The organism is Pseudomonas sp. NPDC099000, assembly GCF_044759925.1.
In the GTDB taxonomy this organism is placed as follows: Bacteria; Pseudomonadota; Gammaproteobacteria; order Pseudomonadales; family Pseudomonadaceae; genus Aquipseudomonas.
The window spans coordinates 19202-42806 of the sequence record NZ_JBIWAF010000008.1; the positions used below are offsets into that span (position 1 = coordinate 19202).

A 23605-nucleotide genomic window follows, 5' to 3' on the forward strand; every position below is an offset into this window, starting at 1 on the left:
CCACTGCTGGATTTGCCGCGGTTTTGACGGGTTTTTTACTTTTAGAAGAAAACGATAAACGGTCGTAGGGCTTGAAACACAAGGGTTACAGCCGATCAGGTGTGTCAGATTTGAGTCAACGTTTTTTTGACGCTTTGTCGAAAAAACCGACATTTCTTGCGCTTTAATGGCCCGGTGCTAGTGTCAAAAAATGGCCGACAATCTATTGGCCAACGGACGGCCGCGAGCATCGGAAATACTATGATTCGATACCTCAAAGAACTGCTCTTAGTTCTCTACTTAATCAAGAATTACGACTATTACCTGGAACGCCTGAGCGCAATGGGAATGGGTTTCCCGGTGCTGCTGTTTGGCGGGATGTTTATCGCGCTGACCGTGGCGCTTTTCATGACCGCGTACATTCGCCAGACCCTGATTCGCCATGTGTTCGCCCTGACGATGTTTGTGTCGGCGGTGTTTTTCGATGTCTATACCCGCGTCACGGCCGACTACCTGACCTACAGCAGCTTCGTGTCGCTGGTGTATTCCGGCGGGTTCATCCAGGAAGCGGCTTACCAGTACCGCGACGCGATCATCAGTGGGGTGGTCAGCGGCTTGTTGCTGCTGTTTGGCATCGGACTCAAGCCGCGCCGGCGAATGCCGCTGCCTGGTGCGTTGCTGGTGGCGGCGCCGGTGCTCGCAGTGCTGCTGCTCAGTGCGGTATTGTTCGTGCGAGCGGGCGAGGGCGCCCGTGGCCTGCCGATCATGTACACGCCGCTGGCCTATCTGAACCTGTTCACCTATGAAGCCCTGCACAACACTGTCGGCCCGCGCGAGCCCGTGAGACTGGCGCGCAACGACACACTGCCGGGGCACGACATCGTGCTGATCATCGACGAAAGCATTTCCGGCAACTACCTGGACATCAACGCGCCGTTCGGCGTGCACAGCAACCTCAAGGAACCGCGCCCGGGCGTCGCGATCTTCAACTACGGTTACGCCGCGTCCATTGCCAATTGCAGCGCCGACACCAACATCACCCTGCGCTACGGCGGCACCCGCGCCGACTACATGCGCATCAACAGCACGATGCCGTCGATCTGGCAGTACGCGAAAAAGGCCGGCCTGCGCACCGTCTACATCGATGCCCAGCGCACCGCCGGCAACTTGCAGAACCTGATGAACGAAGCCGAGAAAAAGGACATCGACGAGTTTGTGCAATTCGACCAGACCAGCGTGCGCGATCGCGACATGGCGGCTGCGGCGAAGCTGATCGAGCTGCTCAATGACGGCAAGCCCGAGCTGGTGGTAATCAATAAGGTGGGCGCGCATTTCCCGGTGCACGACAAATACCCGGATGCGTTCATGGCGTATCGTCCGACCTTGCCTCGTGGCCAGTTTGTCGAGATCGCGGACACCGGCAAGCGGGATGGTTTCAACGGCGAGCCGGATGATTGGGTGCTGTACCGCAATGCCTACAAGAACACCTTGCTGTGGAACGTCGGGGAGTTTTTCTCACGGGTGTTTGCCCAGGCAGACATGAGCAATGCGCTGCTGATCTACACCTCGGACCATGGGCAGGACCTGCATGAGCGGGGCAATCCCGGGTTGAATTTGCACTGTGGCGGTGACCCGGTAGAGGAGGAGGGCCTGGTGCCGCTGGTGGTGATTCAAGGGGATCAGTTGCGCACACTGGATTGGCAGAAGGCGCTGGCCGGGAACAAGGATCGCTCGAGTCACTACAACATCTTCCCGACGCTGTTGCAGTTGATGGGGTATGACCTGGCGGGGATCGAGTCGGTGTATGGCAAGCCGTTGAGCGTGCCGACCGCGGACGACTTTACGTTCAACTATCGGTTCAATGCGCGGCTGGGGGCCAAGCCTGAGTGGAAGTATATTGATCTGAAGAACATTGTGACGCCTTCGCAGGCGCCTACAAATGTTGCGGTGGGGCAGTGAGGTTTTGGGTTGCCTGATCCGGCCTCTTCGCGGGCAAGCCTCGCTCCTACAGTGGTTTGCGGTGTTCACAAAACCTTTGTAGGAGCGAGGCTTGCCCGCGAAGAACGATAACGCGGTGCCGCTACCGTCCGCTATCCTAGGCGCACTGACTTCAGCGAGCCTCCCCCCATGCTTCAGGTCCAAGGCGTCTTCAAAAGCTACGCCACTGCGCAAGGTCCGCTGCCGGTGCTGCAAGGTGTCGACCTGACATTGAAACCCGGCAGCAGCCTGGCGCTGATGGGCGAGTCGGGCAGTGGCAAGAGCACCTTGCTGCACTTGATCGCCGGGCTGGACAAGGTCGATCGCGGCAGCATTCAAAGCGGCGGACATCGGCTGGACCAGATGAGCGAAGGGCAACTGGCGAACTGGCGGCGGACTGAAATCGGCCTGGTGTTCCAGCAATTCAACCTGATCGGCAGCTTGCGGGTCGAGGACAATCTGGCGTTTCAGGCGCGCCTGGCCGGGCGGCATGATCCGCGCTGGCAGGCGCATCTGGTGCAGCGACTGGGCTTGAGTGATTTGCTGCGGCGTTATCCGGAGCAGCTCTCCGGTGGGCAACAACAGCGAGTTGCCTTGGGCCGCGCCCTGGCGTCGAAGCCGAAATTGTTGCTGGCCGACGAGCCCACCGGCAGCCTCGATGAAGCCACCAGCGATGAAGTATTGAAGTTGCTACTGGAATTGCTCGACGACAGTCCGACCACCTTGTTGATGGTTACGCATAGTCATCGGGTTGCCGCACGGCTGGCGGAAAAAGTGGTGCTGCACCGCGGCCGTCTGGCTGGCGCGGACGAGCACTGAGGTGCGCGTCTTTCGCGAAACGCTGCGGGCGCTGCTCAGCCATTGGTGGCAGCACCCGGTGCAATTTTTCAGTGTACTGACCGGACTCTGGCTCGCCACCAGTTTGCTGACCGGCGTAGAAGCGCTGAACAGCCAGGCGCGTGACAGCTATGCTCGAGCCAGTCAGTTGATCGGCGGCGAACCGCAAGCCAGCCTCATTGCTCCCAGTGGCGCGACTTTCTCCCAGCAATTGTTTGTCGACCTGCGTCGCGCGGGCTGGCCGGTATCGCCCGTGCTGCAAGGGCGGGTGACACTCAAGGGCCATGAGGACCAACGTTTGCAGCTGATGGGCATCGAACCGGTGTCGTTGCCGGCCGGCTCGGCGGTGGCGGGGCGATCCTTGGCGATCGAGCAGATTGTCGAGTTTTTCACCCCGCCGGGCCGCACCTGGATTTCGCCGCAGACTTTGCAGGCGTTGGGTCTGCACGAAGGTGAACGGCCAGTGAGCGCAAATGGCGAGATTCTGCCACCGCTGCACGTTCAAACCGACATGGCCCCCGGCATGTTGCTGGTGGACATCGGCTTCGCCCAGCAGATTCTCGGCCTGCCGGAGCAGCTGTCGCGCCTGCTGCTGCCCAAGGATTTCAGCGCGGCACTGCCCGATCAATACAAAGGCCAGTTGCAGCTCAAAACCAGCGATGAAGAAAACAATCTCTCGCGGCTGACTGAAAGCTTCCATTTGAACCTCGATGCCTTGGGCTTTCTGTCCTTCGTGGTCGGCCTGTTCATCGTTCACGCCGCGATCGGGCTGGCGCTGGAGCAACGTCGAGGTTTGCTCAGAACCCTGCGCGCCTGCGGGGTCAGCGCGCGAATGCTGATCACGTGTCTGGCGGTTGAACTCGGAGCACTGGCGCTGATTGGCGGCATTGCCGGCGTCGCCAGCGGCTATTTGCTGGCCAGCGTACTGCTGCCGGACGTCGCCGCCAGTCTGCGCGGTTTGTACGGTGCCGAAGTGGCGGGGCAGTTGAGCCTCAGTCCGTGGTGGTGGTTCAGCGGGGTGGGCCTGAGCCTGCTCGGCGCGTTGCTGGCCGGTGCCAACAGTCTGTTGCGGGCGGCGCGCCTGCCGTTGCTGGCCCTGGCCGATCCGCAAGCCTGGCATCAGGCGCACGCGCGCTGGTTACGGCGTCAGGGTTGGGTCGCGGCACTGGCCGCGGTCATCGCGCTCATCGCGTTTTTCTGGGGTGACAGCCTGGCCAGTGGTTTTGTGCTGATGGCGGCGCTGTTGATCGGCGCCGCACTGGCCTTGCCGGTGGTGCTGAATCTGGTCTTGAACCTGGCGTTGAGCCGCAGTCATTCGGTGCTCGGCCAATGGTTTCTCGCCGATTGCCGTCAGCAACTGCCGGCGTTGAGCCTGGCGCTGATGGCGCTGTTGTTGGCACTGGCGGCGAACATCGGCGCCGGCAGCATGACCGCCGGTTTTCGCCAGACCTTCAGTGACTGGCTCGAACAACGCCTGACCGCCGAGCTCTACGTCAATCCGCAAAACCCGGCGCAGTCCCGAGAGCTGCACACTTGGCTCAAACAGCAACCTTCACTGACAGCCGTGCTGCCCAACTGGCAGGTGTCGATCCAGCTACAAGGCTGGCCGGCGGATATCTTCGGCGTGATCGATCACCCGACCTATCGCCAGCATTGGCCGCTGCTGGAAGCCTTGGGCGACAACCCCTGGGATCGCCTGGCCAAGGACGATGCGCTGATGCTCAGCGAACAACTGGCCCGGCGCTTGAAGGTGCGGCTCGGTGATCACCTGACCATCCCCACGCCGGGCGGTCCATGGTCGCCACGAATCGTCGGGATCTACGCCGACTACGGCAATCCCAAGGGCCATCTTCTGGTGAGCGCCAACCATCTGCTTCGCGGGTGGCCGCAGCTCACGCCCAATCGTTTCAACCTGCGCATCGAGCCAGCGTTGATTGCGCCATTCCTCAAAACGCTGCAAGCACGCTTCACCCTGGACGACAGCCGCATTGTCGATCAGGCGCGGCTCAAGGGCTGGTCCACGCAAGTCTTCGAACGCACCTTCGCCGCCACCGCCGCGCTCAACAGCCTGACCCTGGCCGTCGCCGGCGTGGCGTTGTTCATCAGCCTGCTGACCCAGAGCCAGAGCCGTCTCGGCCAACTTGCGCCGCTGTGGGCGCTGGGCGTCACGCGGCGGCAATTGATGCTGCTCAACCTCGGGCAAACCTGGCTGCTGGCGGTGCTGACACTGGTGCTGGCGTTGCCGTTGGGGATTGCGTTGGCGTGGTGCCTGGACGCGGTGATCAACGTGCAGGCATTTGGCTGGCGATTGCCGTTGCGGGTGTTTCCACTGCAGCTGTTGCAATTGATGGGGCTGGCGTTGCTCGCGACCTTGCTGGCGTCGGCGTGGCCGCTGTATTCGCTGTACCGCACGCAACCGGCGGACCTGCTGAGGACGTTTGCGCATGAGGATTAAGGTCGGCTTGTTGCTATTGGTTTTGTTGAGCGGCTGCGACAACTCGGCGCCTGACGAGAAGGGCTTCGCAGGTCTGGGTGGTGACGCCTCCGTATTCACACCCGTAGTGCCCGGTCGGGAATTCAGCTTCCCGGCAGACCACGGTCCTCACGATGGCTTTCGCATCGAATGGTGGTACGTCACCGCCAATCTCAAGGACGATCAGGGCCGCGAGTTTGGCGTGCAATGGACGTTGTTTCGCAGCGCGTTGAAAGCTGTTCCTGAGCAACCAGGTTGGGGCAATCAGACCATCTGGCTGGGGCACGCCGCCGTGACGTCGGCAACCGCCCATCACGCGGCCGAACGCTACGCCCGTGGCGGCGTGGGTCAGGCGGGTGTGAGTCTTGCGCCGTTCACTGCCTGGATCGACGATTGGCGCTTCAGCAGCCAGGGCGCCGATGCCTTGGCGGATCTGCAACTCAGCGCGCGGGACAAGGGGTTCAGCTACCAACTGCGGCTGACGTCCAACCGTCCGCTGGTGCTTCAGGGCGACAAGGGTTTCAGTCAGAAATCCGAACAAGGGCAGGCGTCGTATTACTACAGCCAACCGTTTTTTCAGGCCAATGGTGCGCTGGAAATCGATGGCAAGACGTATCAGGTCAGCGGTCCGGCATGGCTCGATCGGGAATGGAGCAGCCAGCCGCTGACCGCCAATCAAACCGGTTGGGACTGGTTTTCGCTGCACCTGGACAGCGGCGAACAGGTCATGCTGTACCGCATGCGGCAAAAGGACGGTGCGCCTTACCTCACCGGCACCTGGATCGATGCCCAAGGCCAGACTCAGTCATTGCATGCCTCCGACATCAGCCTCACACCGCAGGACACCGCCAAAGTCGCCGGCCGTGAAATGCCGGTGCGCTGGTCGATCAAGATCCCCGCCAAACACCTCGACATCTCCATCAGCGCGCTTAACCCCAATGCCTGGATGGATTTGCGCATTCCTTACTGGGAAGGTCCCGTCCAATTCAACGGCGGCACCGGCTACCTCGAAATGACCGGCTACTAACCCCCCCTGTAGCAGCTGTCGAGTGAAACGAGGCTGCGATCTCTTGATCTTGCTCCCCATCAAATCCCCCGGAACTCCAGCCGTTGCGCAAGCCTCTACCGTTTGAACGCATCGCAGGAGCTCACTCATGAGCGAAGACCTCAAACCACCCGACCTCGATGCCTGGCAGCGCCTGTTTGAAGACAAGGCCTACTGGCAGCAATCCCCCGACGCCCATTACAGCGAACTGCTGCGGGTGGCCGACGACTTGCTGGGGCAGGGCGCCATTGACCTGGAGCAGTGGCAGGCGCTGAAAGCCAAGGCCGAACAATCCCACAAAGACTCGCCCGCGGTGAACGTCGCACAAGAAGTCGATGATCCCGAAGCCTGAGGAGAACTACCATGAAGCCCCAAACCCCCGATACCGCTGAACACCCTGACGAACCGCGACCACCCGGCGAAGTCGAGCGCGACAACGACGCCCTGCGTCCCACCGATCCGACCCGACGCAAGGAAAGCGGCAAGGGCACGCAAAGCGGCGAATCCACCGCGCAAGAAACTGCAAAAACTCCCTGAACTGCGTCTAAGCTGAATTGCACAGTCGGCGCTGACCCTCGGGCCAGAGCCGTCTGCTGCCATTCATCACAGGGAAAGTACCGCCTATGAAACTGCATGCACTGACCAAAGCCATCACCCTCGCTACCTTGCTGTCTGCCACCAGCCTTGGCGCCATGGCAGCGGACATTCCGCTGTCTGCCGTTGTGGAGGCGGATCAGGTCACCACCAAAGTCGTCTCGGTCGATGCGGCTAATCACCGGGTCGTCCTGGAAGGGCCGGAAGGTCGCCAGGTTCATGTGCAACTGACCGAAAAGGCCAAAAACCTCGACAACCTGAAGGTCGGTGATCAAGTCGACGTCAAGGTCACCAGCGCCGTCGCTGCCTACCTCGACACTGATGTCGACAAAGGCCTGCCGGGCACTGTCGAGCGCACCGGCGAGGTCCGTGCCGCCCCAGGCAGCGACAACCCGGGCGGCGAAGCCTACCGTCAGGTGCAGGTCCAGTTGAAAATCACCAAAATCGACACGAAGAAAAACCAGGTGACCTTCGAAAATCCCGCCGGCCAGTCCAAGACCATTGACGTCGTAAGACCCGAAGTTCAAGCAAAATTGAAAGACCTGAAAGTTGGACAGAGTGTCGTCGTGACCTACACCGACATCCTGACAGTGACCAGCAAACACGGAAGCTGAGTATTAACTCTATATATTGATTGTTCTTGTACAATTTTTTTGTATAAGAACAATCAGTTTTAATGGTCTAACTGGTGAGTTCTTGTTGTCGTACAAGTAATATTTGAAGTGACATTTAATTAATGTTGTATCGATAAATTTCATGATTATGTATACGGACAACTTTCCCGACTTCCATTAAAATACTTCCCGTTCGCCCAGTGTCAAGGCTCTTTACCAGTGCATGGATTGCCGAGGCCATTACACTGGGCGAACACCTCCCGAGTGCGATACGCACCTGCAGCAATACGTTAAGATGCGCGGCATTCAGATCAAGGATGAAAACGGCCCCTGCCGTTCTGACACGGATGAAACCACTCTCCCTTTATCACCCGGCCCTCTACTGGCTGCGCGTGTGGCAAAAAAGACTGTTTCGGCAAATAGCCTGGCGCTTCTCCAGTCGGCAATACGCCGTTTCGATCGACGCCGAATCCCGCTTACCCTTTCGCTACCTCAAACACACCTCCAAGCTGATTCGTAAACTCGGCAACTCCGATATTGCGCTGCAACACAACAAAGTCATCAACCTCAAACTGGCCGTGTCATCGATAAACGGCATAGTCATCGCGCCGGGTGAATACTTTTCCTTCTGCCGCCTGGTCGGCCGACCGACCCGAAAACGCGGTTACGTCGAAGGCATGGAACTGTCATTTGGTGAAGCACGCAGCGGCATCGGCGGCGGCATCTGCCAACTGAGCAACCTGATCCACTGGATGGCCATTCACTCGCCCCTGGTGGTGGCTGAGCGCTCGAACCACAGCTTTGATCCGTTTCCTGATGAAGGGCGGGTTTTGCCGTTCGGTTCAGGCGCTGCGATTTTTTATAACTACGTTGATTTGGTGCTGCATAACCCGACGGATCGGCATTTTCAGTTGAAGTTGAAGGTGGGCGAGCAGCAGTTGGAGGGGGAGTTGTTGTGTGATCGGGTGCGGGAGGTTCGGTATCACGTTTATCAGGTTGGGCATCGATTTTTGCGCGAGGGTGGGCGGGTGTTTCGGGAGAACGAGATTTGGCGGGAGGTCAGGAGTAAGGGGCAGGGGAGTGAGGTGTTGGAGAATGAGCGGCTTTATAGGAATCGGGTGGTTGTTAAGTATGGGGTAGAGGAGTTGGTCGTGAATGTATGAAGAAACGGGTGATCTTGAAATTGCCCGTTTTTTGGACGTAAACAGAGCTTTGGCGATTTCCGAAGCACGGGTCGATAGGATTGAGCCAGTACTCCCTGATCAATTCCTGAAGTAAAGCTCGTCCAGTTGCCGTTTCCGAATGTGCAGATATTCTTCCCATACCTTAGGGAAATCTTCATCTTTAGTGAGGGGGAAGGTCAGGTAAATGTACTTGCCTTTCACACTTATATATTCGCGTGCACGTTTGAAGGCAGGTTGTTCGTATATTGAGATACTTTCATCGTATCCATCATGGCTGCGGGAGATGCTTACCCTGTGCGGAGCGATCATGCCTCGCGCGAAATCAATCACCCAGCCTTGATCCAGCCCAGTGTTCAAATAGCCGTAAACGCCATCGTTAGAGAGGCGAATACATGATTTCGCCTGAGCACCATCGTCATCGTTAACGACAATGATCTTATCTTTGAAGTATTGGATGCTTTGCTGATCAGGTCCTTGCAAAATCAAATTCCAGCCTTCAGCTGACATGCGGAATTCACCCTGATTCTCGAATTCTGCAATCCAGCCGTTTGAAAGACTGATCTGGTGTTTATTCATGAGAGATCCTGATTGTTTGATTTATAGGGTGGATGTTCGGCGAGTGGCGACTGTCTAACTTTTTCTGATTTTTTGGGATCTTGGCGTTTTGTGGGTTATGGAAAGTCAGAGAGCCAAGTCAGACATTGGGCTGCCTTGTCGGTATCGTCCATCCAAGCCGATTCTTTCTTGTCCAGCTCTGTAAGTGTTCCCTCCGCACTAGCGCGATAACAAATCATCCAACCATCGCGTCCTTCATTGACGATCAGGTAGGTTGTTCCATGGCCTTCGACAGTCAACGACCAACAGCCGAAAAATGCTCGCTGGTCCGAGAACCCGATTACGGTGAACCCGGCAAACTTAACCGCATTTTGCAGATCCGCAAAAGGCATCGGAAGGCTCCTGTCATGTGTGAAACCATTTTAGACGTGGGTTATGGGGCTTTTTTTGAGTTATTCAGAACTTATGTAGTCTCTCCACGATCTGTGCCAGGCGCAAAGATGAGCAGGTTATCGACTTCCCGGTTCCTGCAGAGCTTAACAAAATCTAAAGCTGCAGTTGGATTAGACATATAGAGATCATAAGCAACTCTATCTATCTGATAATACTCTTCGTAATCCACCAGGCGATTACTGACGGGTATCGAGACATAGAGCCTTTCAGTTTCCAGTTCTATACCAATAGAGAAACGTTCGGAAATGTTTGTTAGCGTGTCATAGAATTTCATTTTATCTCTAAAGACTTTCTATATCGCAAGGGCCGCCATCATGAATAAGCTTTGATAGTCGACTGTTGTAGAGTTCGATGTCCTGTATGTCCGTCGTTTTACTTATTTCTTGATGCAGGAATTTCATGTGTTTAGATATTATTTGTTTTTCATTGCTAGGCATATTCAGAATTAGGTCAAAACCATTTTCAGATAAGACTGGGGCCTTTTTTCGCATATAGTAATAGCACCCTTATTTTCGAGAAGGTCGTTTGCGTCCTCTAGACTGTTTGTTACGGTAGTTACGTATTTTTCAAACGCGGTTTTTAGAATAGAGACGGGATTTTTTTGTGTCTTGAGAAAGCCGCAAAGCCCCTGCCAGTTGATGATGTGTAGTTGATTACCCCAGTCAGGATCTCTTGTGAAATAGATGCCGGATCCTCTGAAGTAGTCTGGGAATTCATCTCTGTCTAATGCTTTTTCAAAATTGCTGATCACTGTGGATGTTTCCAGTCATAAGATTGGTTCCAACTTAAAAGTGGGCTAATCTAAAAAAAATGGCGGATTTCTGCCATTCAAAGACTTTCAAGTTCAATGGGGCAGCCGTTTATTTTTAGTTTTTGAAGCCGTTGTTCGAATGAAAGCATTTGTAACTATTTGGTTTTTATATCGTGCTCTTTTCTTAGGAGTCTAAATAGGCGGCCTATATGTTCTTTGCTTTTGTTGTCGATGCTTTTGATCAGGTCGTAGTTGTCGTCGGATAGAAATGGATGCCTTGTTTTTATTATGTAATAGGCTGTTATATTCGAAAGTAGACCTTCAGCATCTTCGTAATTTTCATTGAGGTATCTTGCGTACTCTTCAAATATAGGCGTCAGTAAGTTTCGTGTGGCTTTCTGGGTTTTAAGTACATTGCATATTTCTGCCCAGTTGCTTACATGTAGATGATCACCCCAGTCGGATCCTCAAGCAAAATAGATACCATTTCCTTTGAAGAATTCGGAGATTTCATGTTGATCTAGGGCAGTCTCGAACATGGTTTTCATTGGGTTTTTCCCCAGTCATCCTCTCAAAAGTGGAAGAATTTATTTTCTTTCACGAAAATAAATCTTTTCGCTTTTATCTTGGGCTTCCCGTCTGTTTGTTTTTGTTTGCATTTTTGCGGTTCATTTGTCGACTGTGATAATGTATTTGTCAGGGCTAGTCCAGCTAATCATCTTAAAAGTTCCTTTTAAAAGTCCCTTGTCTCTTAAATACTCAAATACTTCTGCAGGACACCACTCTCTACCATCAGAAAAATAAAAATCAAGTTCTCTAAGTTTGTTAAATACGTCGGATTTTTTTTCATCGGTTGGTGTGTTGATTTTATATTCGTTAAGATCGATATCGTTTGTGAAGCCAATATCGATAAGTTTTTCTTTGGTTTTTGCGTCTAGAATCTTAACTCTAACAAAATCGCTGTCGGATTTTGTGACATAAGCATGGATTGTAATCATTTCAGTAAAATCTCTGTCATGGTAGACACACCAGGCGCATCGGTAGTAGGGATAGAATCGATCACCATCTCTGGCGCCCCTCCCGGTAGATGATTTCCTGGGCCTTCAAATTTTTCATTACCTGCAAGTGGGCTTCTAGGCGAGCGTTCTTGGATTCCATCAATTTTTCTGATTTTGAAACCATTTTGAAGGCTTCCTTTTTCTAGTCCAAATGCGGCTTCTAAATTGAGAATTTTGTCTTTGCTCAGTGTCATTTTTCCATTTGCTGAGAAATCTCCAATCAGATCGCTGATGCCTTTTTTGTCAGAAATAAAGGATCCGTCTCTTCCGATGCTTGGGTATTTATCCCACGCTATTGGGCTAATGTTGTACCCAACATTGTCTTCTAACATCTGAGCTTGGCGTTGTCTTGCTTGAAGAACTTTTGCGGTTGGTATGCCCGGATCACCCTGGTCTACCTTGGCCTGTGCTTCTGGGGTTTCTATTGCCCTATCGGGTTTACAACCATCTGCGCCAGGGCAGTTATTCAACCCCAACGGATCCACCCACCCCGTAGGGTTAGGCACATACTGGTAGTTGTTCAACCCACCCGCAAGCTTGATTGGATCCGGTGTCAGATACCGTCCAGTGCCCGGATTGTAGTAGCGATGCCGGTTGTAATGTAAGCCCGTTTCCCCATCGAAGTACTGACCCTGGAAGCGTAGTGGGTTGTCGATTTCAGCAATGTCGAGGGTGGCGAGGTTGCCGTAGGCGCGGTATTTAGCCGACCACATGATCTGGCCGCTGTAGTCGGTGAGTTCCTGTGGGGTGCCGAGGTGGTCGAGTTGGTAGTAGAACGGCTCGGCTTTTAGCGGGCCTTCACCATCGAGCATCGCCAAGGGGCGGAAGGTGCCCGGCTCGTAGATATAGCTGCGATAGCGGTTGTCCGCGCTTTCGGCGATGAGGCGCTCGCCTTGCCACAGGAATTCCGTGGTTTGGCCATCGACGGTTTTGGCGATACGGCGGCCAAAGGCGTCGTATTTGTAGGTTGCATTACTGCCGCCGGGGAGGCTGACGCCGATCAGGCGGTGCTGGCAGTCGTAGCGGTATTCGGTGACGAGTTTCTGGCCGGCTCCTTGACGTTCGCGCGCCAGGTTGCCGTAGGCGTCGTAGTCGTAGTGGCGGTCGCCCTGCATGAGCAGGCGGTTGCCTTTGACGTTGGCCAGGTTTGCGGTTGGCTGGTCGCCCTGGCCCAGGAGGTTGCCCGCCGGGTCGTGGGCAAAGGCTTCCGGGGTGGTGCCGCGGACGTTGATCAGTCGGTCGAGCGGGTCGTAGTGGTAGCTGCGATTGCCTTTGCGGCTGTCGTCGATGCCCGCAAGGTTGCCATTGGCATCGTAGGCGTAGCGCCGCTGGAACAGGTTGCGATCTTGCTGACCCACCGTGTGGGCTTGCAGTCGGCCTTGTTCGTCGTACTGATATTGGCTGAGCAGCAGGCCTTGTTGACGTTGCTGCTCGCGGCCGGCGCTGAACTGGTGAGTCGTCAGACGCGAGCCGTTGAGGTCGATGCTGCTCAGACGACCGCCGGATTGGTGGCGGTAGTCGAGTTTGCTGCCGTCGGGGAGGCGGCAGTGGCTCAGTTGGCCGAGTTTGTCGTACTCGTAACGCGTGGTGCCCCAACCCTGGTGTTCGGTGATCAGGCGGTCTTGCAGATCGTACTCGTAGGCGAGAGGCCAGTGGCCGTCGTCGACGTTAACCAGGCGACCCAATGCATCGTAGCTGTAGTGAATTTCTTCGCCATCGGCCAGGGTTTTTACCAGCAAGCGCCCAGCGGCGTCGCGCTGGTACTCGGTAATCAGTTCGCTACCGTCGTCGCCAAATTCGGTTTTCTTCAGCAGTTGGCCGTTGAGGTCGTACTCGTAAGCGGTGCGGCGACCGTCGAAGCCGGTTTCCTGCTGGATCAGGCCGTTGGGGTAGTAATCGAGATGGTAGTGCTCGCCACGTTCGTTTTCGATCTCGCTGAGCAACAGGCGCGAGTTGTCGTAGTGGTAACGCAGTTGGCTGCCGTCCGGGTTGATGCGACGGCTGACCAGATGCAGGTTATCCGCATACTCGTAGCGGGTGACGCGGCCCAGTTCATCGCGTTCGGCGGTGACTTTGCCGTAAGCGTTATAGGTGAACGCACGGGTTGCACCGCCGGGCAGAGTGATTTGCGCGAGGCGGTTCGCGGCGTCCCATTGATAGTGGGTGATCGCGCCGCTTTCATCCTGACGCGTGATCTGTCGGCCCAACGCGTCGTAGCGATACTTGCGCTGGCCGCCGTCGGGCAGCTGTTCTTCGAGCAGTTGGCCAAGGTTGTTCCAGCCCAGTTGGTGGCGACTGCCATCAGGATGACGAATCTCCAGCAGACGGCCCTGTCGGTTGTAGCTGTAGTGGGTCGAGTTGCCGTCCGGGTCGATTTGTTCGGTGATGTCGCCCTGATCGTTGCGCCAGTAGGTCCAGGTTGCCGGACCACGGTTCACTACACGGACGAACCCGTGGTAGTACTCGTAAGTGGTGGGGGCGTCTTCCGGTGGAATTACCGCGACCAGTCGCCCGGCTTCGTTGTACTGGTATTCGGTGACTGCTCCTAGTGGATCTTTTTCGGCAATCAGACGACCCTTGTCGTCGTAGGCCTTGAGGTGTTCGGCACCATCCGGGTCAACCTTGGCGATCAGTCGGGCTTGATCATCGTGGGTGTAGATTTCTTCGCTACCGTCGGCGTTGGTCACCGTGACGCTGCCCTTGTCATCCCAGGCGTAGTGCGCGTCCATTTGCGAGAAGCTTGCCCAGTGATGGATGCAGCGTGCCGACTTGCCTTCCTTTTCCCATTCCCAGTAGAAACTCGCGCCACCGGCCAGTTGGCGCTCAAGAATGACGTTTTGATCGTTGTAGGCGTAGCGTTCTGCTTCGCCCGCTGCGTTTCGGGCTTCGATCAGACGCTGCTGGGCGTCATAGCCATAGGTGACCAGAGTCTGAACGGTGCTCCAGGCATCTTCCAGATTGTCCGCCGGGCTGAACTGCTGATAGTCGATGGCGACGATGTGCTTGCGGTCATAACGCACGAGGAGGGCGCGACCGGCACCGTTATCGACACGCTTGATTCGCCCGTGGATGTCACGGGTGATGTGCAGGCGATTTCCGTAATCGTCGCTGATGGCGATCAGCGTGGCGCCCTTGCTGTTGTAGCGGAAGTGGTAAAACTGCTTGCGTTCACCGGCCTGTGTGAGCACCAGCTCGGAAGGGTCGTCACCGATGAAAATGGCCGCTTCCGAGAGGCTATTGGTGATCGCTGGACGCTGCACGCTTGGCAGCGGGAACGTGGTGACACGGTTCTCATGGTCGGTCCAGAGGACTTCGTCGTCGTGGATGTCGACGCGTTGGGCCAAGGCATGGCTCCAGCCGTTGCCGAGACCGCAATCGATTTCTGCGGCGCTGGTGCGATAGAGTCGCGTCCAGCTGAAGGGCAACAAACCACCGAGCTCGCCATCGGTCAGGGTCAGCAACTCTTCGCCCGTGACCATCGATACGGGGCAACCATTGGTGCAGGTTTTCTTGGCGCAGGCGGCGCTTTTATCGTCAGGCGTCTTCGACGGAGTCGAAACGTCGTCGACTTTTTCCTTGGGTGTGAGGGTGGTCTGTTTTTCTTTCTTGCCACGCGGAAACGAAGAAGCATCTTTGACTTCCTGCTTCGGCGTATCGGTGGTTTTCGGTACCTGGCTTTTAGACCCGTTGGCGGCAGCCTCGTCGATTTTAATCGCCGCCGTTTTGGTCGGCTTCATCGGCACATTCTTGGCGCTGGCAATCAACGGTTTCGACACTTCCGCGTGTGCCGGAAGACTGTGTTTGCCGCTCAACGTCATCAGTTTCGCGGCCAGTTCTTCAAGGTACTTGATGGCTGTACCGGACTTGACGGTAGACATTGCCTTGGTGCCAACCCGCACAGCGATCCCCGCACCACCGGTGAGGCAAATGCCCAGCACCACGTTGATCAGGAACTCCGCTGCAATCGCCGTCACTACGTCAACAATGACCTGCGGCGGCAGCATGCCGACCCAGGCAACAATTGCCGAAACGTAGATGAACATCAGGGGTTCATCACTGAGGATCAACAGGCCTGAAGCAATGGACTCCTTGGAGGCGGCATAGAGCTTGTCGATCTCGACATCCGACAGGTATTTACGCAGCTTTTCGAGATTTTCCTTCGGATGTGCGAGCAGTTCGAACAGGCTTTTGATGTCGTCCCACAGCCTGAGCAACGCTTTCTCCAGGCCATCCATAGCTTGTTTCAACAGAATGACCGAACGGCCCATGCGGTCGGCCGCCGAGTAGCTGGCCCACTGTGGCTGGAACTTGCTCGACCATTCACTTTGCAGCCAGCCTTCGAGATTGCCGATTACGCCCTGATAGGAATCGTAGAGCGCTTTGACGTCGCTCTGGGAAACGTTGGGGAAAAAGGTGATGCGGTACATCTGGCCTTTCTTGCAGCCATCGATCACTTTGATGCCGCTGGGGCCGATGGTTGTTTCAATGACAGGGCCGGTGACGTCGTCGTAGAGCGTGCCTTTGGTGACGGGCTCGAGTTTCACTGGCGTGTTGCCGATGGGGACGAAACGCGCCGATTCGAACATATGGATCAGCGTGAAGTCGCCCGCCAAGGGGCAGGTTGCGTAGGTCTCGACCGCACCGGTTTTTGTCTTGCGTTTGGTGACGCTGACTTCATTACCGACTTTGAATGTCTGGTCGACATCCAGCGCCCAACCGGTGAGGAAACCGTCCGCCCACTCCTTGTAGTCGCTCAGGCAGTTTTTGAAGTCTTTGAGAATCAGGTTCACGTCAGGAGTTTTGGCGTCCAGTACACGCAGGACCAAGGTACCAATCGGGGTATTCATGACGTGACTTCCTTTGTCAGCTGAGCAGCAAGACGCTCTGCCATATCTTCTGTGTTGGGTTGTTGGCGGACGAAACGCTCGACCTTGTGGCGCAAGTTACTTTCGGGGAAGGCAAAGAACAGTTCAGGGCAGTCCTCGCCCAGCCACTGCATCAGGTTGTCGACGACGGTACTGTGGTCTTTTTCCGCCAGCGTATCGAGCAGCTTCTGTGGCACTTCCCACCACGGCGATTCTTTTGCTGGAGGAACGGATCTTGGCCCCACCTCCAGGCTTTGTCCGTTGATCAAGTATCGGTTGAACACTGGCAGGACCTCGCCAGCACCGGCGCCCAGGCTTTCAAGAATCGGGTAAATATGCCGCCCATCCCAGAACCGGAAAAACACCTCGGTACCATCGGGCGTACGCACCTGGGTCAAACTGCGCAGATGTTCAAACACCACGTCCGGCGTGCTAGTAGACACCGCCAGCCACCCCCAATCCTCAGCCTCGGTTTCGGTAATCCACTGCAGAAAACCAGCGTTTGGCTTCAGCTCGGCGAGATAGGGCATGACTGGCTGCCAATCGGCGTAAGGCGTGCCACCCCAGATGGGAGTCAGTTCCGGAGCCATGTCTTGCTGGTAGTAGGCCTTGAGCGCTTCAGCATCGCTGGCGGCGCTGACGATCAAGTACAACCGTTCACCGGTCTGCAACGGCTGCTCAGCCAACCAAGCCTGCGGAGTCAAAAGATCAGATCGCACAAGCACCTGCCTTACACTTCTCGCACTCTTCACAAAACGGCGCATTGCGTTTCAACGTATTGATCTGCGCCGGCGTCAACACCGCCCCCGCCTTATCCGCATCCGCCTGTTTCAACACCCCCGGCAACAACGGCGCAGCCCCCGTCCCGCTACCCGGCCCACCCCCCGAGTTCATGTTGATCACCGGCCCGCTCATGGTCACGCCACCAGCATCGATCTTGATAAAGCTGCCACCCCCGATCAGGGTCAGTTCACTGCCCGCTTCGAGCACGACTTTCATGCCGCTGCTCAAGTGGATTTCCTGGCCGGCGTCGATGAACTGCCCGGTGCCGATCTTGATGTGCTGGTTCACGCCCACGGTCAGGTGGTCGTTCGCCCTGGCCTCGACTTTGCGGTCGGCGTAGACGGTGTGGTGTTCCTCAGCCTTGAATTCGCTGTAGCTGTTTTGCTCGACGGTGTCGTGGCGTTCGTTGCCGACGCGGATTTTCTGGTCGTGTTCGACGTTTTCGTCCCAGTCGCGCTGGGCGTGCAGGAAGATTTGTTCCTGGCCTTTTTTGTCTTCGATGCGCAGTTCGTTGAAGCCGCCACCGCCCTTGGAGCTCAGGGTTTTGAAGGTGCTGCGGGTTTTGTTCGCCGGCAGCGGGTAGGGGACGACGTTTTCCTTGTGGTACAGGCAGCCGCTGATCAGCGGTTGGTCGGGGTCGCCTTCGAGGAAGGTGACGAGCACTTCCATGCCGATCCGCGGGATGGCGATGCCGCCGTAGTGGGCGCCGGCCCAGGCGGAGGAGACGCGCAGCCAGCAGCTGGTCTTGTCGTCGGCCTGACCTTCGCGGTCCCAGTGGAATTGCACTTTGACGCGGCCGTACTGGTCGCAGTGGATCTCTTCACCCTTGGGCCCGGTGACCACGGCGCTTTGGCTGCCGAGGATGCGCGGCTTTTTCTGCGTCAGCGGCGGGCGGTTCGGCACGTCCCACGGCGTGGCTTGAAAGCGGTTGCGGTAGCCCTGATGGAAATCGCCCTTGAGGTTGGTCGTGTCGCTGGTGACCGACTCCTCAAGCACTTGCGGCTGTTTGCCTTCATGGAGAACTTCGGTCAGCAGCCACAGGTCGTTCCATTTGGCTTTAGGGTGTTGGGTCAGGGCCAGGAAGTGGCCGCTGACCAGCAACGGCTGATCGCTTTTGCCTTCGGCGAGTTGGAAGTCGCTGCGGTGGCGTTCCAGGTTGCGCTTGGCTAAATGTTTTCCGCGCTCGCGGTCGATGAAGCGACCGGGGTAGTCGTAGTCTTCGAGGTCGGGCAGGGCGTCGCCGCGGTTTTCGCTTTCGAGGGTGATGCGTGGTTTTTCGAAGTCGTAGTCGCGGCGGGTGGTGCGGCTGGTGCGGGTTTCCAGGCGCAGGTCGAAGCGCTTGATCACCGGGTCGTTGGCGACCATGCCGGAGTCTTGCTGGTAGGCCACGGGCGCGAGTTTCGGGAACACCGTCTGGTCATCGCCGAACACCAGTTTGTGGGCCGTGGCGCTGTGCTGGAAGTGGTAGTGGATACCTTCTTCCTCGCACAGGCGCTGGATGAATTGCAGGTCCGATTCATCGTATTGAACGCAGTAGATACGCTCGGGATAAATCGCCCCGACTTTGAATTCATAGGCGTTGCTTTGGATGCCGTGCTCTTCAAGGACCATGCCGATGATTTTCGGCACCGTGAGGTTCTGGAAGATGCGTTGGTTGATGCGGTGCGCGAGGTAGGACAGTTGCGGACGCAGGGTCACCGCGTAGCGGGTCAGGCGTTTGCCGGAATCACCCTGGGCGGCGCGATAGATCTGGCCATGGATGCCGCTGCCGTCAGGCGAGAGCTGCAAAAAGGCCGGTTTGTGCAGCAGGGTCTCGAGGTCCAGGGACGGCTGTTCACTGACCAGCTCCACCTCAAACACAAAAGGCTGGCTGATGGCTTCCCGGCCTTGCAGGGAAAAGACCTGAAAGTCGCTGGAAAGACCTTCGATGGTCAGGGCAAAGTGAGTCTGATTGGCCGGCGCGAACATCCCTTGTTCCTCGTGCAGTGCTGCGGCATGCGCTGACACCCGGAAACCGGGTCAACGGACGCGAAATTCTGGAAGGGCGGAAACAACATCGACCAGCAGAGCTGGCCGATGCTTGTGACGGTCGGCCTGACTTAGGCGACCGGCAGACGCCAGTCATCGGAACCCGAAGTACCGGATACTTCGTGGGTCCAGGTGATTTTGCGGTAGGTGAATTGCACTTCTTCCAGGTGCGTGAAGTGCGAGTTCGACGGATCCTGGCAGTTGTGCATTTTGTTGTTGATGGCGACGATGATCGCGTCTTCCAGTTTGGTGGTGTAGTAGTGCTCTTGGGTACCTTGAGCCGAAGTGCGGTACCACTGGATAACGATTTCGCTCATGCGCTCGCCGGAGGTCAGAGCAGCTTGCAGCAGTGGCGAAGCCTTGTCGTAGACCTTGGTGATCACAACTGGCTTGTGAACGCGCTGACCGGTTGGCTGGCCGGACTGTGGGTCACGCGGGATGATCACGTCGTGGCTGAAAGCCTGAACCATGACCTGGTCTTCGTGACCTTCCTGATAGGTGTTACCAACCGAGTCGGCGGTGAACGCGCCGGCAGTGATCAGACCTTGTTTTTCGCCAGTGACGGACATGTACGCTGGAGTAGCCATGGATGTGCTCCTTGCTGAATAAAGTGAGAGTGCCCGGGAGGCGGTATCGCCCGGTGGGTGCATGACTGTTATCAAGGTCCGTGCCAGAAACGGTTAAGGCTATGTAAATCAAGGTGTTGAGGCTTGTTTTAAAGAGCTGTGAAGATTTTTTTTAGCGGTGCCACCTGAATGTGCGCAAGTTCTTGCGCAGCACTGCGCAAGAACTTGCGCACTCGGCTGGAGAGCCTGACTGGCCGGGCGATCAGCGATCCTGCAAGCGCGTTTGGCGGGAGCAGTGCGCAACTTCTTGCGCAGAAAGGCCTTGCGCCATCACTTGAAGGTGCCGGTAACCCGGTGCAACGAATCGACGGGCCGAGTGGTCCATAAAAACAGCGCCGTCGAGCGTCCGAACAACCTGGAAGTGGAGTGAGAACGACATGAAAATCCTGATGGTTTTAACGTCCCACGATCAATTGGGTGATACGGGTAAGAAAACCGGCTTCTGGCTGGAAGAATTCGCCGCGCCGTACTTCGCCTTCAAGGACGCCGGTGCTCAACTGACCCTGGTCTCGCCCAAGGGTGGCCAGCCGCCGCTGGACCCGAAAAGCGACGAGCCGGACGCGCAAACCGCTGCCACCGAGCGCTTCCGCAAAGATTCCGCAGCCCAGTCGGCATTGGCGTCTACCGCTCTGCTTAGCAGCGCGAGGGCTCAAGATTACGACGCGGTTTTCTACCCGGGCGGTCATGGTCCGTTGTGGGATCTGACCGAAGACAAGAACTCGATCGCGCTGATCGAAGCGTTTTTCAAAGCAGGTAAACCGGTCGCGGCCGTTTGCCACGCACCGGGTGTGCTGCGTCACGTCAAGGGTGCGGATGGCCAGCCATTGGTCAAAGGCAAGCGCGTGACGGGGTTTACTAACACTGAGGAAGAGGCGGTGCAACTGACGAATGTCGTGCCGTTTCTGGTGGAGGACATGCTTAAGGAGAAGGGCGGCAATTATTCCAAGGGCGAAGATTGGGCGAGTTATGTGCTCACCGATGGCCTGTTGATCACCGGGCAGAATCCGGCGTCGTCCGAGGCTGCGGCTGAGGCGTTGTTGGCGAAACTCAAGTAAACGCAGGACCTTGTAGGAGCACGGCTTGCCGGCGAAGGCGGTTTTGAAGACGCCTTCGCTGGCAAGCCATGCTCCTACAGTTCAGTGGTGACTAGCGAAGGTTCAACGCGGCAAAACACTGTTCGATCGAGCGCCGCTGCGTTTCGGCATACAACCCCAGTTCGTCAATGGTCGGCCGCCCCAGCGCTTGTTCAAACGCCTGCTGGTTCGAATGCACGCCATAATTCACCTGCGCCGTATCCCCCAGGTTCGACTGGAAAATCCCCGCCGCACTGACCGGCAGAAAATCCTCATACACCAACGGTTCCACCCGCAAATATCCGCCGCTGAGCAGATCGTCCAGGGTCAAGGATTTCAGCTCATCCGCTGCCAGGCCTTTTTCCGTGACGAAATAGCGAAAGTACGCCAGTTCCTGTTGGCGCATGCCTTCGTAGGTGTCAGGGAATTCGCCAAAGTGATGCGCCATCAGCGCGTTGTAACGTGCGGCATTGGCCTCGTTGGGGAAGTCCTGCAACTCGTCACGGGCGGCGTTGAGCAAACGGTCGTAAAGCGCCCGGCCTTTCGGCGTGAGCGCTGCGCCGCGCTGTTCGATTTCACCGAAGCGTGCGCTGTGGCTGCCGCGCGTCCCGGCTTGATCGATGAAGGCAATCGGCTCGTCGAGCGCCTTGAAACTGGTCTGGCGCAGCAGGATCGGGCACTGGCGGCGAGGTGGGCCTTCGATGACGGCTTTGGGCGTGATGCTGTGGGCGGGCATTTGCGCCTGGACGATGTCGATGTCCAGGGTGCGCGGTGTCAGGTGATTGATGTGCGGGCCTTTGAATGCCACCACGTCGGCGATCAGTCGATGCTGTGCGCTGAGTTTCTGGTACTGCTCGGCGGTGACGGTGGCGCTGTGGTGCCAGCGGAAGGTTTCCAGTGCCTGTTCGACGAAGTCCTGGGCCTCTTGTTCGGTCAGACCGCCCGCGGTTTCGGCGCGCTGGATCAGGGCAAGGGCTGCCGGGGTGAAGATCTGGCGTTTATCCAGCACCGACTGGGCGAAGGCTCGCAGTTCCAGGTCTTCGATCAGTTCCAGGCGCAGCAGGGAGGTGAACACCCGGAACGGGCTGACTTGCAAGGCGGCTTCGTGCACGGCGCGGAACGCGGTGGAGTGAACCGGTACGCCGGCCGGGGTCAGGTCGTAATAGCCGACGGGTTGCATGCCCATGACCGCGAACAGTCGGGCGAGGGTGGCCAGTTCCTCAGCGGTGCCGACGCGAATTGCGCCGTGACGCTCCAGGTCCAGCCGCTCGATTTCGCCGGTGCTGTCCAGCTGGCGGGCCACCTGCGGATCGCTGTCCAGCACGTGACGGTTGGTCTGCTCCACCAGCTTCATCAGCGCGCCGTACAGCGGGACTTCTTCGCGGTACATGTCGGACATCGCTTTGGAGAAGCGTTGGCGGATCAGTTCAGGGCTGACGAAGCTTGGGTGGCTCATGAAAAAAATTCCTGGCGCGGGTGACGTGAAGGATGTGGGAAAAGATCGCAGCCTTCTGCAACGCCGACAAACGAAGAATCTTACGGACTTCATTCTGCCAAGGACTGCATTCACAACTGCCTGTAGATGCCACCTTGTGGCGAGGGGGCTTGCCCCCGTTCGGCTGCGAAGCAGTCGTGAATTCAACAACGCGGTGCATCAGATAGACCCTGCGTTCAGGTTTTGCGACTGCTTCGCAGCCGAACGGGGGCAAGCCCCCTCGCCACAGGGCAGCTATATGGGGCTAGGGATTACAGGTGTGAACGGCTTTCCGAGCGCAACGACCCCAGGAACTCCCCATACAACCGCGCGGTATTGGCCGGTTGTTCGACCATCGGCATATGGCCGATGTGGTCCCAGATGTCCACGCGCAAATCAGCAATGCCTTTACTCCAGACGGCCACGCTGCTGACATCGATCAAGCGATCCTTGTGCCCCCACAGCAACAGCGCCGGGCACTTGATGTCGGGCAGTTTCGGTTCCATCGGCGGGCTGGCACGGAAGTCGTTGAAGATTTCTTCCAGCTCATCGCGACTCTGTTCATAACGCTGCGCGATGGCGTCCAGCACCACGCCGGGTACCCACGGTGGTTCGGCCATGGTCATGGCGTAGAAGCGCCGGAATTCTTCCCGTGAATGAATCAAAAACGGGTTGTGCCCCTTGGCCAGATGCCGCTCCAGGTCACTGGCCTCGGGGGCGGTGACGCCGGCCGGATCGATCAGGGCGACGGAGGCGATCCGGTCCGGGTACGTCGCCGCCAGCCACGCCGCGATGTAGCCGCCCATCGAGTTGCCGATCACATGGACTTTTTCGACTCCGCAAACGTCTAGCAACTGGATCATCCGTTTGGCCTGCAGCGGGATGTCGTAGCCGCCACCGGCCTTGAACCCGGTTTCGCCGTGACCGGCGATGTCGGGAATGATCACCCGATAGTTGCCGACAAAGTGCCGGGCGAAGCGCAGCCAGACGTTCTTGTCGGCGCTGTAGCCGTGCAGCATCAACACACTGCTGGACGCTTCATATGGCCCGCCTTGCCAGGTCGAGACGGTCATTTCCGTAATCGGTACGACGATTTTGTGCAGCCGATACAGCTTGGCTTCCAGGGCCATATTCAGGTCATAGAGCCAGTGACCGATGGCGGGGTAGCTCAGCCAGCTCCAGGCCACGAAAACCGCGATAACGGCAACCAACACAAGCATCAGGCATCTTCCTTTT

20 protein-coding genes are annotated in these 23605 nt (G+C 57.1%); 9 read left to right on the forward strand and 11 right to left on the reverse strand.

From position 1 onward, the window contains the following. Nucleotides 1–240 precede the first annotated feature (240 nt). The 8 genes from ACIQV9_RS12350 to ACIQV9_RS12385 all read left to right on the forward strand — a co-directional run bounded on the left by ACIQV9_RS12350 (nt 241) and on the right by ACIQV9_RS12385 (nt 8682). Entirely contained in the window at nt 241–1938 is a 1698-nt protein-coding gene (locus ACIQV9_RS12350; protein ID WP_403101501.1) for a sulfatase-like hydrolase/transferase, read from the forward strand. Nucleotides 1939–2106: 168 nt separating this feature from the next. Next, a complete protein-coding gene (locus ACIQV9_RS12355) occupies nt 2107–2775 on the forward strand; it encodes an ABC transporter ATP-binding protein (protein ID WP_403101503.1) in 669 nt (222 codons plus the stop codon). 1 nt (nt 2776) lies between these two features. Next, on the forward strand, nt 2777–5248 hold the full coding sequence (locus ACIQV9_RS12360; protein ID WP_403101505.1) for an FtsX-like permease family protein: 2472 nt from the start codon (nt 2777–2779) through the stop codon (nt 5246–5248). Further along, the gene (locus tag ACIQV9_RS12365) at nt 5238–6293 is read left to right on the forward strand and encodes a lipocalin-like domain-containing protein (RefSeq protein WP_403101507.1); all 1056 of its coding nucleotides are present in this window, start codon (nt 5238–5240) and stop codon (nt 6291–6293) included. Before ACIQV9_RS12360 ends, ACIQV9_RS12365 begins: the two co-directional genes overlap by 11 nt. A 127-nt stretch (nt 6294–6420) precedes the next feature. After that, nucleotides 6421–6663: a hypothetical protein gene (locus ACIQV9_RS12370; RefSeq protein WP_109632873.1), complete on the forward strand. Its 243-nt coding sequence runs from the start codon at nt 6421–6423 to the stop codon at nt 6661–6663. An 11-nt stretch (nt 6664–6674) separates the two neighbouring features. After that, entirely contained in the window at nt 6675–6848 is a 174-nt protein-coding gene (locus ACIQV9_RS12375; RefSeq protein ID WP_403101509.1) for a hypothetical protein, read from the forward strand. An 86-nt stretch (nt 6849–6934) separates the two neighbouring features. After that, nucleotides 6935–7519 carry a hypothetical protein gene (locus ACIQV9_RS12380; RefSeq protein WP_403101511.1) on the forward strand — a complete coding sequence of 195 codons (585 nt, stop codon included), beginning with the start codon at nt 6935–6937 and terminating at the stop codon, nt 7517–7519. 347 nt (nt 7520–7866) lie between these two features. Next, nucleotides 7867–8682, forward strand: a complete 816-nt coding sequence (locus ACIQV9_RS12385) for a VanW family protein (protein ID WP_403101986.1) — start codon at nt 7867–7869, stop codon at nt 8680–8682. A 99-nt stretch (nt 8683–8781) separates the two neighbouring features. On the opposite strand, the gene ACIQV9_RS12390 is transcribed toward ACIQV9_RS12385, so the two are convergent. The 9 genes from ACIQV9_RS12390 to ACIQV9_RS12430 form a co-directional block, all read right to left on the reverse strand. Further along, nucleotides 8782–9279 carry a hypothetical protein gene (locus ACIQV9_RS12390; protein ID WP_403101513.1) on the reverse strand — a complete coding sequence of 166 codons (498 nt, stop codon included), beginning with the start codon at nt 9277–9279 and terminating at the stop codon, nt 8782–8784. 95 nt (nt 9280–9374) lie between these two features. After that, nucleotides 9375–9650 (reverse strand): hypothetical protein, encoded by a 276-nt coding sequence (locus ACIQV9_RS12395; RefSeq protein WP_403101515.1) that lies wholly within the window; start codon nt 9648–9650, stop codon nt 9375–9377. A gap of 71 nt (nt 9651–9721) precedes the next feature. Continuing rightward, a complete protein-coding gene (locus ACIQV9_RS12400) occupies nt 9722–9985 on the reverse strand; it encodes a hypothetical protein (RefSeq protein WP_403101517.1) in 264 nt (87 codons plus the stop codon). A gap of 171 nt (nt 9986–10156) precedes the next feature. Beyond that, the gene (locus ACIQV9_RS12405) at nt 10157–10462 is read right to left on the reverse strand and encodes a hypothetical protein (protein WP_403101518.1); all 306 of its coding nucleotides are present in this window, start codon (nt 10460–10462) and stop codon (nt 10157–10159) included. A gap of 668 nt (nt 10463–11130) precedes the next feature. Then, entirely contained in the window at nt 11131–11460 is a 330-nt protein-coding gene (locus ACIQV9_RS12410; RefSeq protein WP_403101520.1) for a hypothetical protein, read from the reverse strand. After that, nucleotides 11457–16367, reverse strand: coding sequence for an RHS repeat-associated core domain-containing protein (locus ACIQV9_RS12415; protein ID WP_403101522.1), 4911 nt, complete (start codon nt 16365–16367; stop codon nt 11457–11459). Before ACIQV9_RS12415 ends, ACIQV9_RS12410 begins: the two co-directional genes overlap by 4 nt. Then, entirely contained in the window at nt 16364–17104 is a 741-nt protein-coding gene (locus tag ACIQV9_RS12420; RefSeq protein WP_403101524.1) for a DUF4123 domain-containing protein, read from the reverse strand. Before ACIQV9_RS12420 ends, ACIQV9_RS12415 begins: the two co-directional genes overlap by 4 nt. After that, the gene (gene tssI, locus ACIQV9_RS12425) at nt 17094–19136 is read right to left on the reverse strand and encodes a type VI secretion system tip protein TssI/VgrG (protein ID WP_403101526.1); all 2043 of its coding nucleotides are present in this window, start codon (nt 19134–19136) and stop codon (nt 17094–17096) included. Before tssI ends, ACIQV9_RS12420 begins: the two co-directional genes overlap by 11 nt. Before the next feature lie 131 nt (nt 19137–19267). Further along, on the reverse strand, nt 19268–19783 hold the full coding sequence (locus tag ACIQV9_RS12430) for an Hcp family type VI secretion system effector (protein WP_033058787.1): 516 nt from the start codon (nt 19781–19783) through the stop codon (nt 19268–19270). A gap of 416 nt (nt 19784–20199) precedes the next feature. Here ACIQV9_RS12430 and ACIQV9_RS12435 point away from each other — a divergent pair, with 416 nt between their 5' ends. Continuing rightward, nucleotides 20200–20877, forward strand: a complete 678-nt coding sequence (locus ACIQV9_RS12435) for a type 1 glutamine amidotransferase domain-containing protein (RefSeq protein WP_403101529.1) — start codon at nt 20200–20202, stop codon at nt 20875–20877. A 91-nt stretch (nt 20878–20968) separates the two neighbouring features. Here the strand turns inward: ACIQV9_RS12435 and ACIQV9_RS12440 are convergent, their stop codons facing one another. Both ACIQV9_RS12440 and ACIQV9_RS12445 read right to left on the reverse strand, forming a co-directional pair. Continuing rightward, nucleotides 20969–22351: a VOC family protein gene (locus ACIQV9_RS12440; protein ID WP_403101531.1), complete on the reverse strand. Its 1383-nt coding sequence runs from the start codon at nt 22349–22351 to the stop codon at nt 20969–20971. A gap of 290 nt (nt 22352–22641) precedes the next feature. Continuing rightward, nucleotides 22642–23589 carry an alpha/beta fold hydrolase gene (locus ACIQV9_RS12445; protein WP_403101533.1) on the reverse strand — a complete coding sequence of 316 codons (948 nt, stop codon included), beginning with the start codon at nt 23587–23589 and terminating at the stop codon, nt 22642–22644. Nucleotides 23590–23605: the final 16 nt, after the last annotated feature.

Bases quoted from the DNA above. Each gene is read 5' to 3' on its own strand.
- ACIQV9_RS12430 (WP_033058787.1), bottom strand. From the start codon at position 19,783: ATGGCTACTCCAGCGTACATGTCCGTCACTGGCGAAAAACAAGGTCTG.
- ACIQV9_RS12375 (WP_403101509.1), top strand. From the start codon at position 6,675: ATGAAGCCCCAAACCCCCGATACCGCTGAACACCCTGACGAACCGCGA.
- ACIQV9_RS12385 (WP_403101986.1), top strand. From the start codon at position 7,867: ATGAAACCACTCTCCCTTTATCACCCGGCCCTCTACTGGCTGCGCGTG.
- ACIQV9_RS12395 (WP_403101515.1), bottom strand. From the start codon at position 9,650: ATGCCTTTTGCGGATCTGCAAAATGCGGTTAAGTTTGCCGGGTTCACC.
- ACIQV9_RS12355 (WP_403101503.1), top strand. From the start codon at position 2,107: ATGCTTCAGGTCCAAGGCGTCTTCAAAAGCTACGCCACTGCGCAAGGT.
- ACIQV9_RS12440 (WP_403101531.1), bottom strand. From the start codon at position 22,351: ATGAGCCACCCAAGCTTCGTCAGCCCTGAACTGATCCGCCAACGCTTC.
- ACIQV9_RS12400 (WP_403101517.1), bottom strand. From the start codon at position 9,985: ATGAAATTCTATGACACGCTAACAAACATTTCCGAACGTTTCTCTATT.
- ACIQV9_RS12380 (WP_403101511.1), top strand. From the start codon at position 6,935: ATGAAACTGCATGCACTGACCAAAGCCATCACCCTCGCTACCTTGCTG.
- ACIQV9_RS12390 (WP_403101513.1), bottom strand. From the start codon at position 9,279: ATGAATAAACACCAGATCAGTCTTTCAAACGGCTGGATTGCAGAATTC.
- ACIQV9_RS12415 (WP_403101522.1), bottom strand. From the start codon at position 16,367: ATGAATACCCCGATTGGTACCTTGGTCCTGCGTGTACTGGACGCCAAA.
- ACIQV9_RS12445 (WP_403101533.1), bottom strand. From the start codon at position 23,589: ATGCTTGTGTTGGTTGCCGTTATCGCGGTTTTCGTGGCCTGGAGCTGG.
- ACIQV9_RS12435 (WP_403101529.1), top strand. From the start codon at position 20,200: ATGAAAATCCTGATGGTTTTAACGTCCCACGATCAATTGGGTGATACG.
- tssI (WP_403101526.1), bottom strand. From the start codon at position 19,136: ATGTTCGCGCCGGCCAATCAGACTCACTTTGCCCTGACCATCGAAGGT.
- ACIQV9_RS12370 (WP_109632873.1), top strand. From the start codon at position 6,421: ATGAGCGAAGACCTCAAACCACCCGACCTCGATGCCTGGCAGCGCCTG.
- ACIQV9_RS12350 (WP_403101501.1), top strand. From the start codon at position 241: ATGATTCGATACCTCAAAGAACTGCTCTTAGTTCTCTACTTAATCAAG.
- ACIQV9_RS12365 (WP_403101507.1), top strand. From the start codon at position 5,238: ATGAGGATTAAGGTCGGCTTGTTGCTATTGGTTTTGTTGAGCGGCTGC.
- ACIQV9_RS12410 (WP_403101520.1), bottom strand. From the start codon at position 11,460: ATGATTACAATCCATGCTTATGTCACAAAATCCGACAGCGATTTTGTT.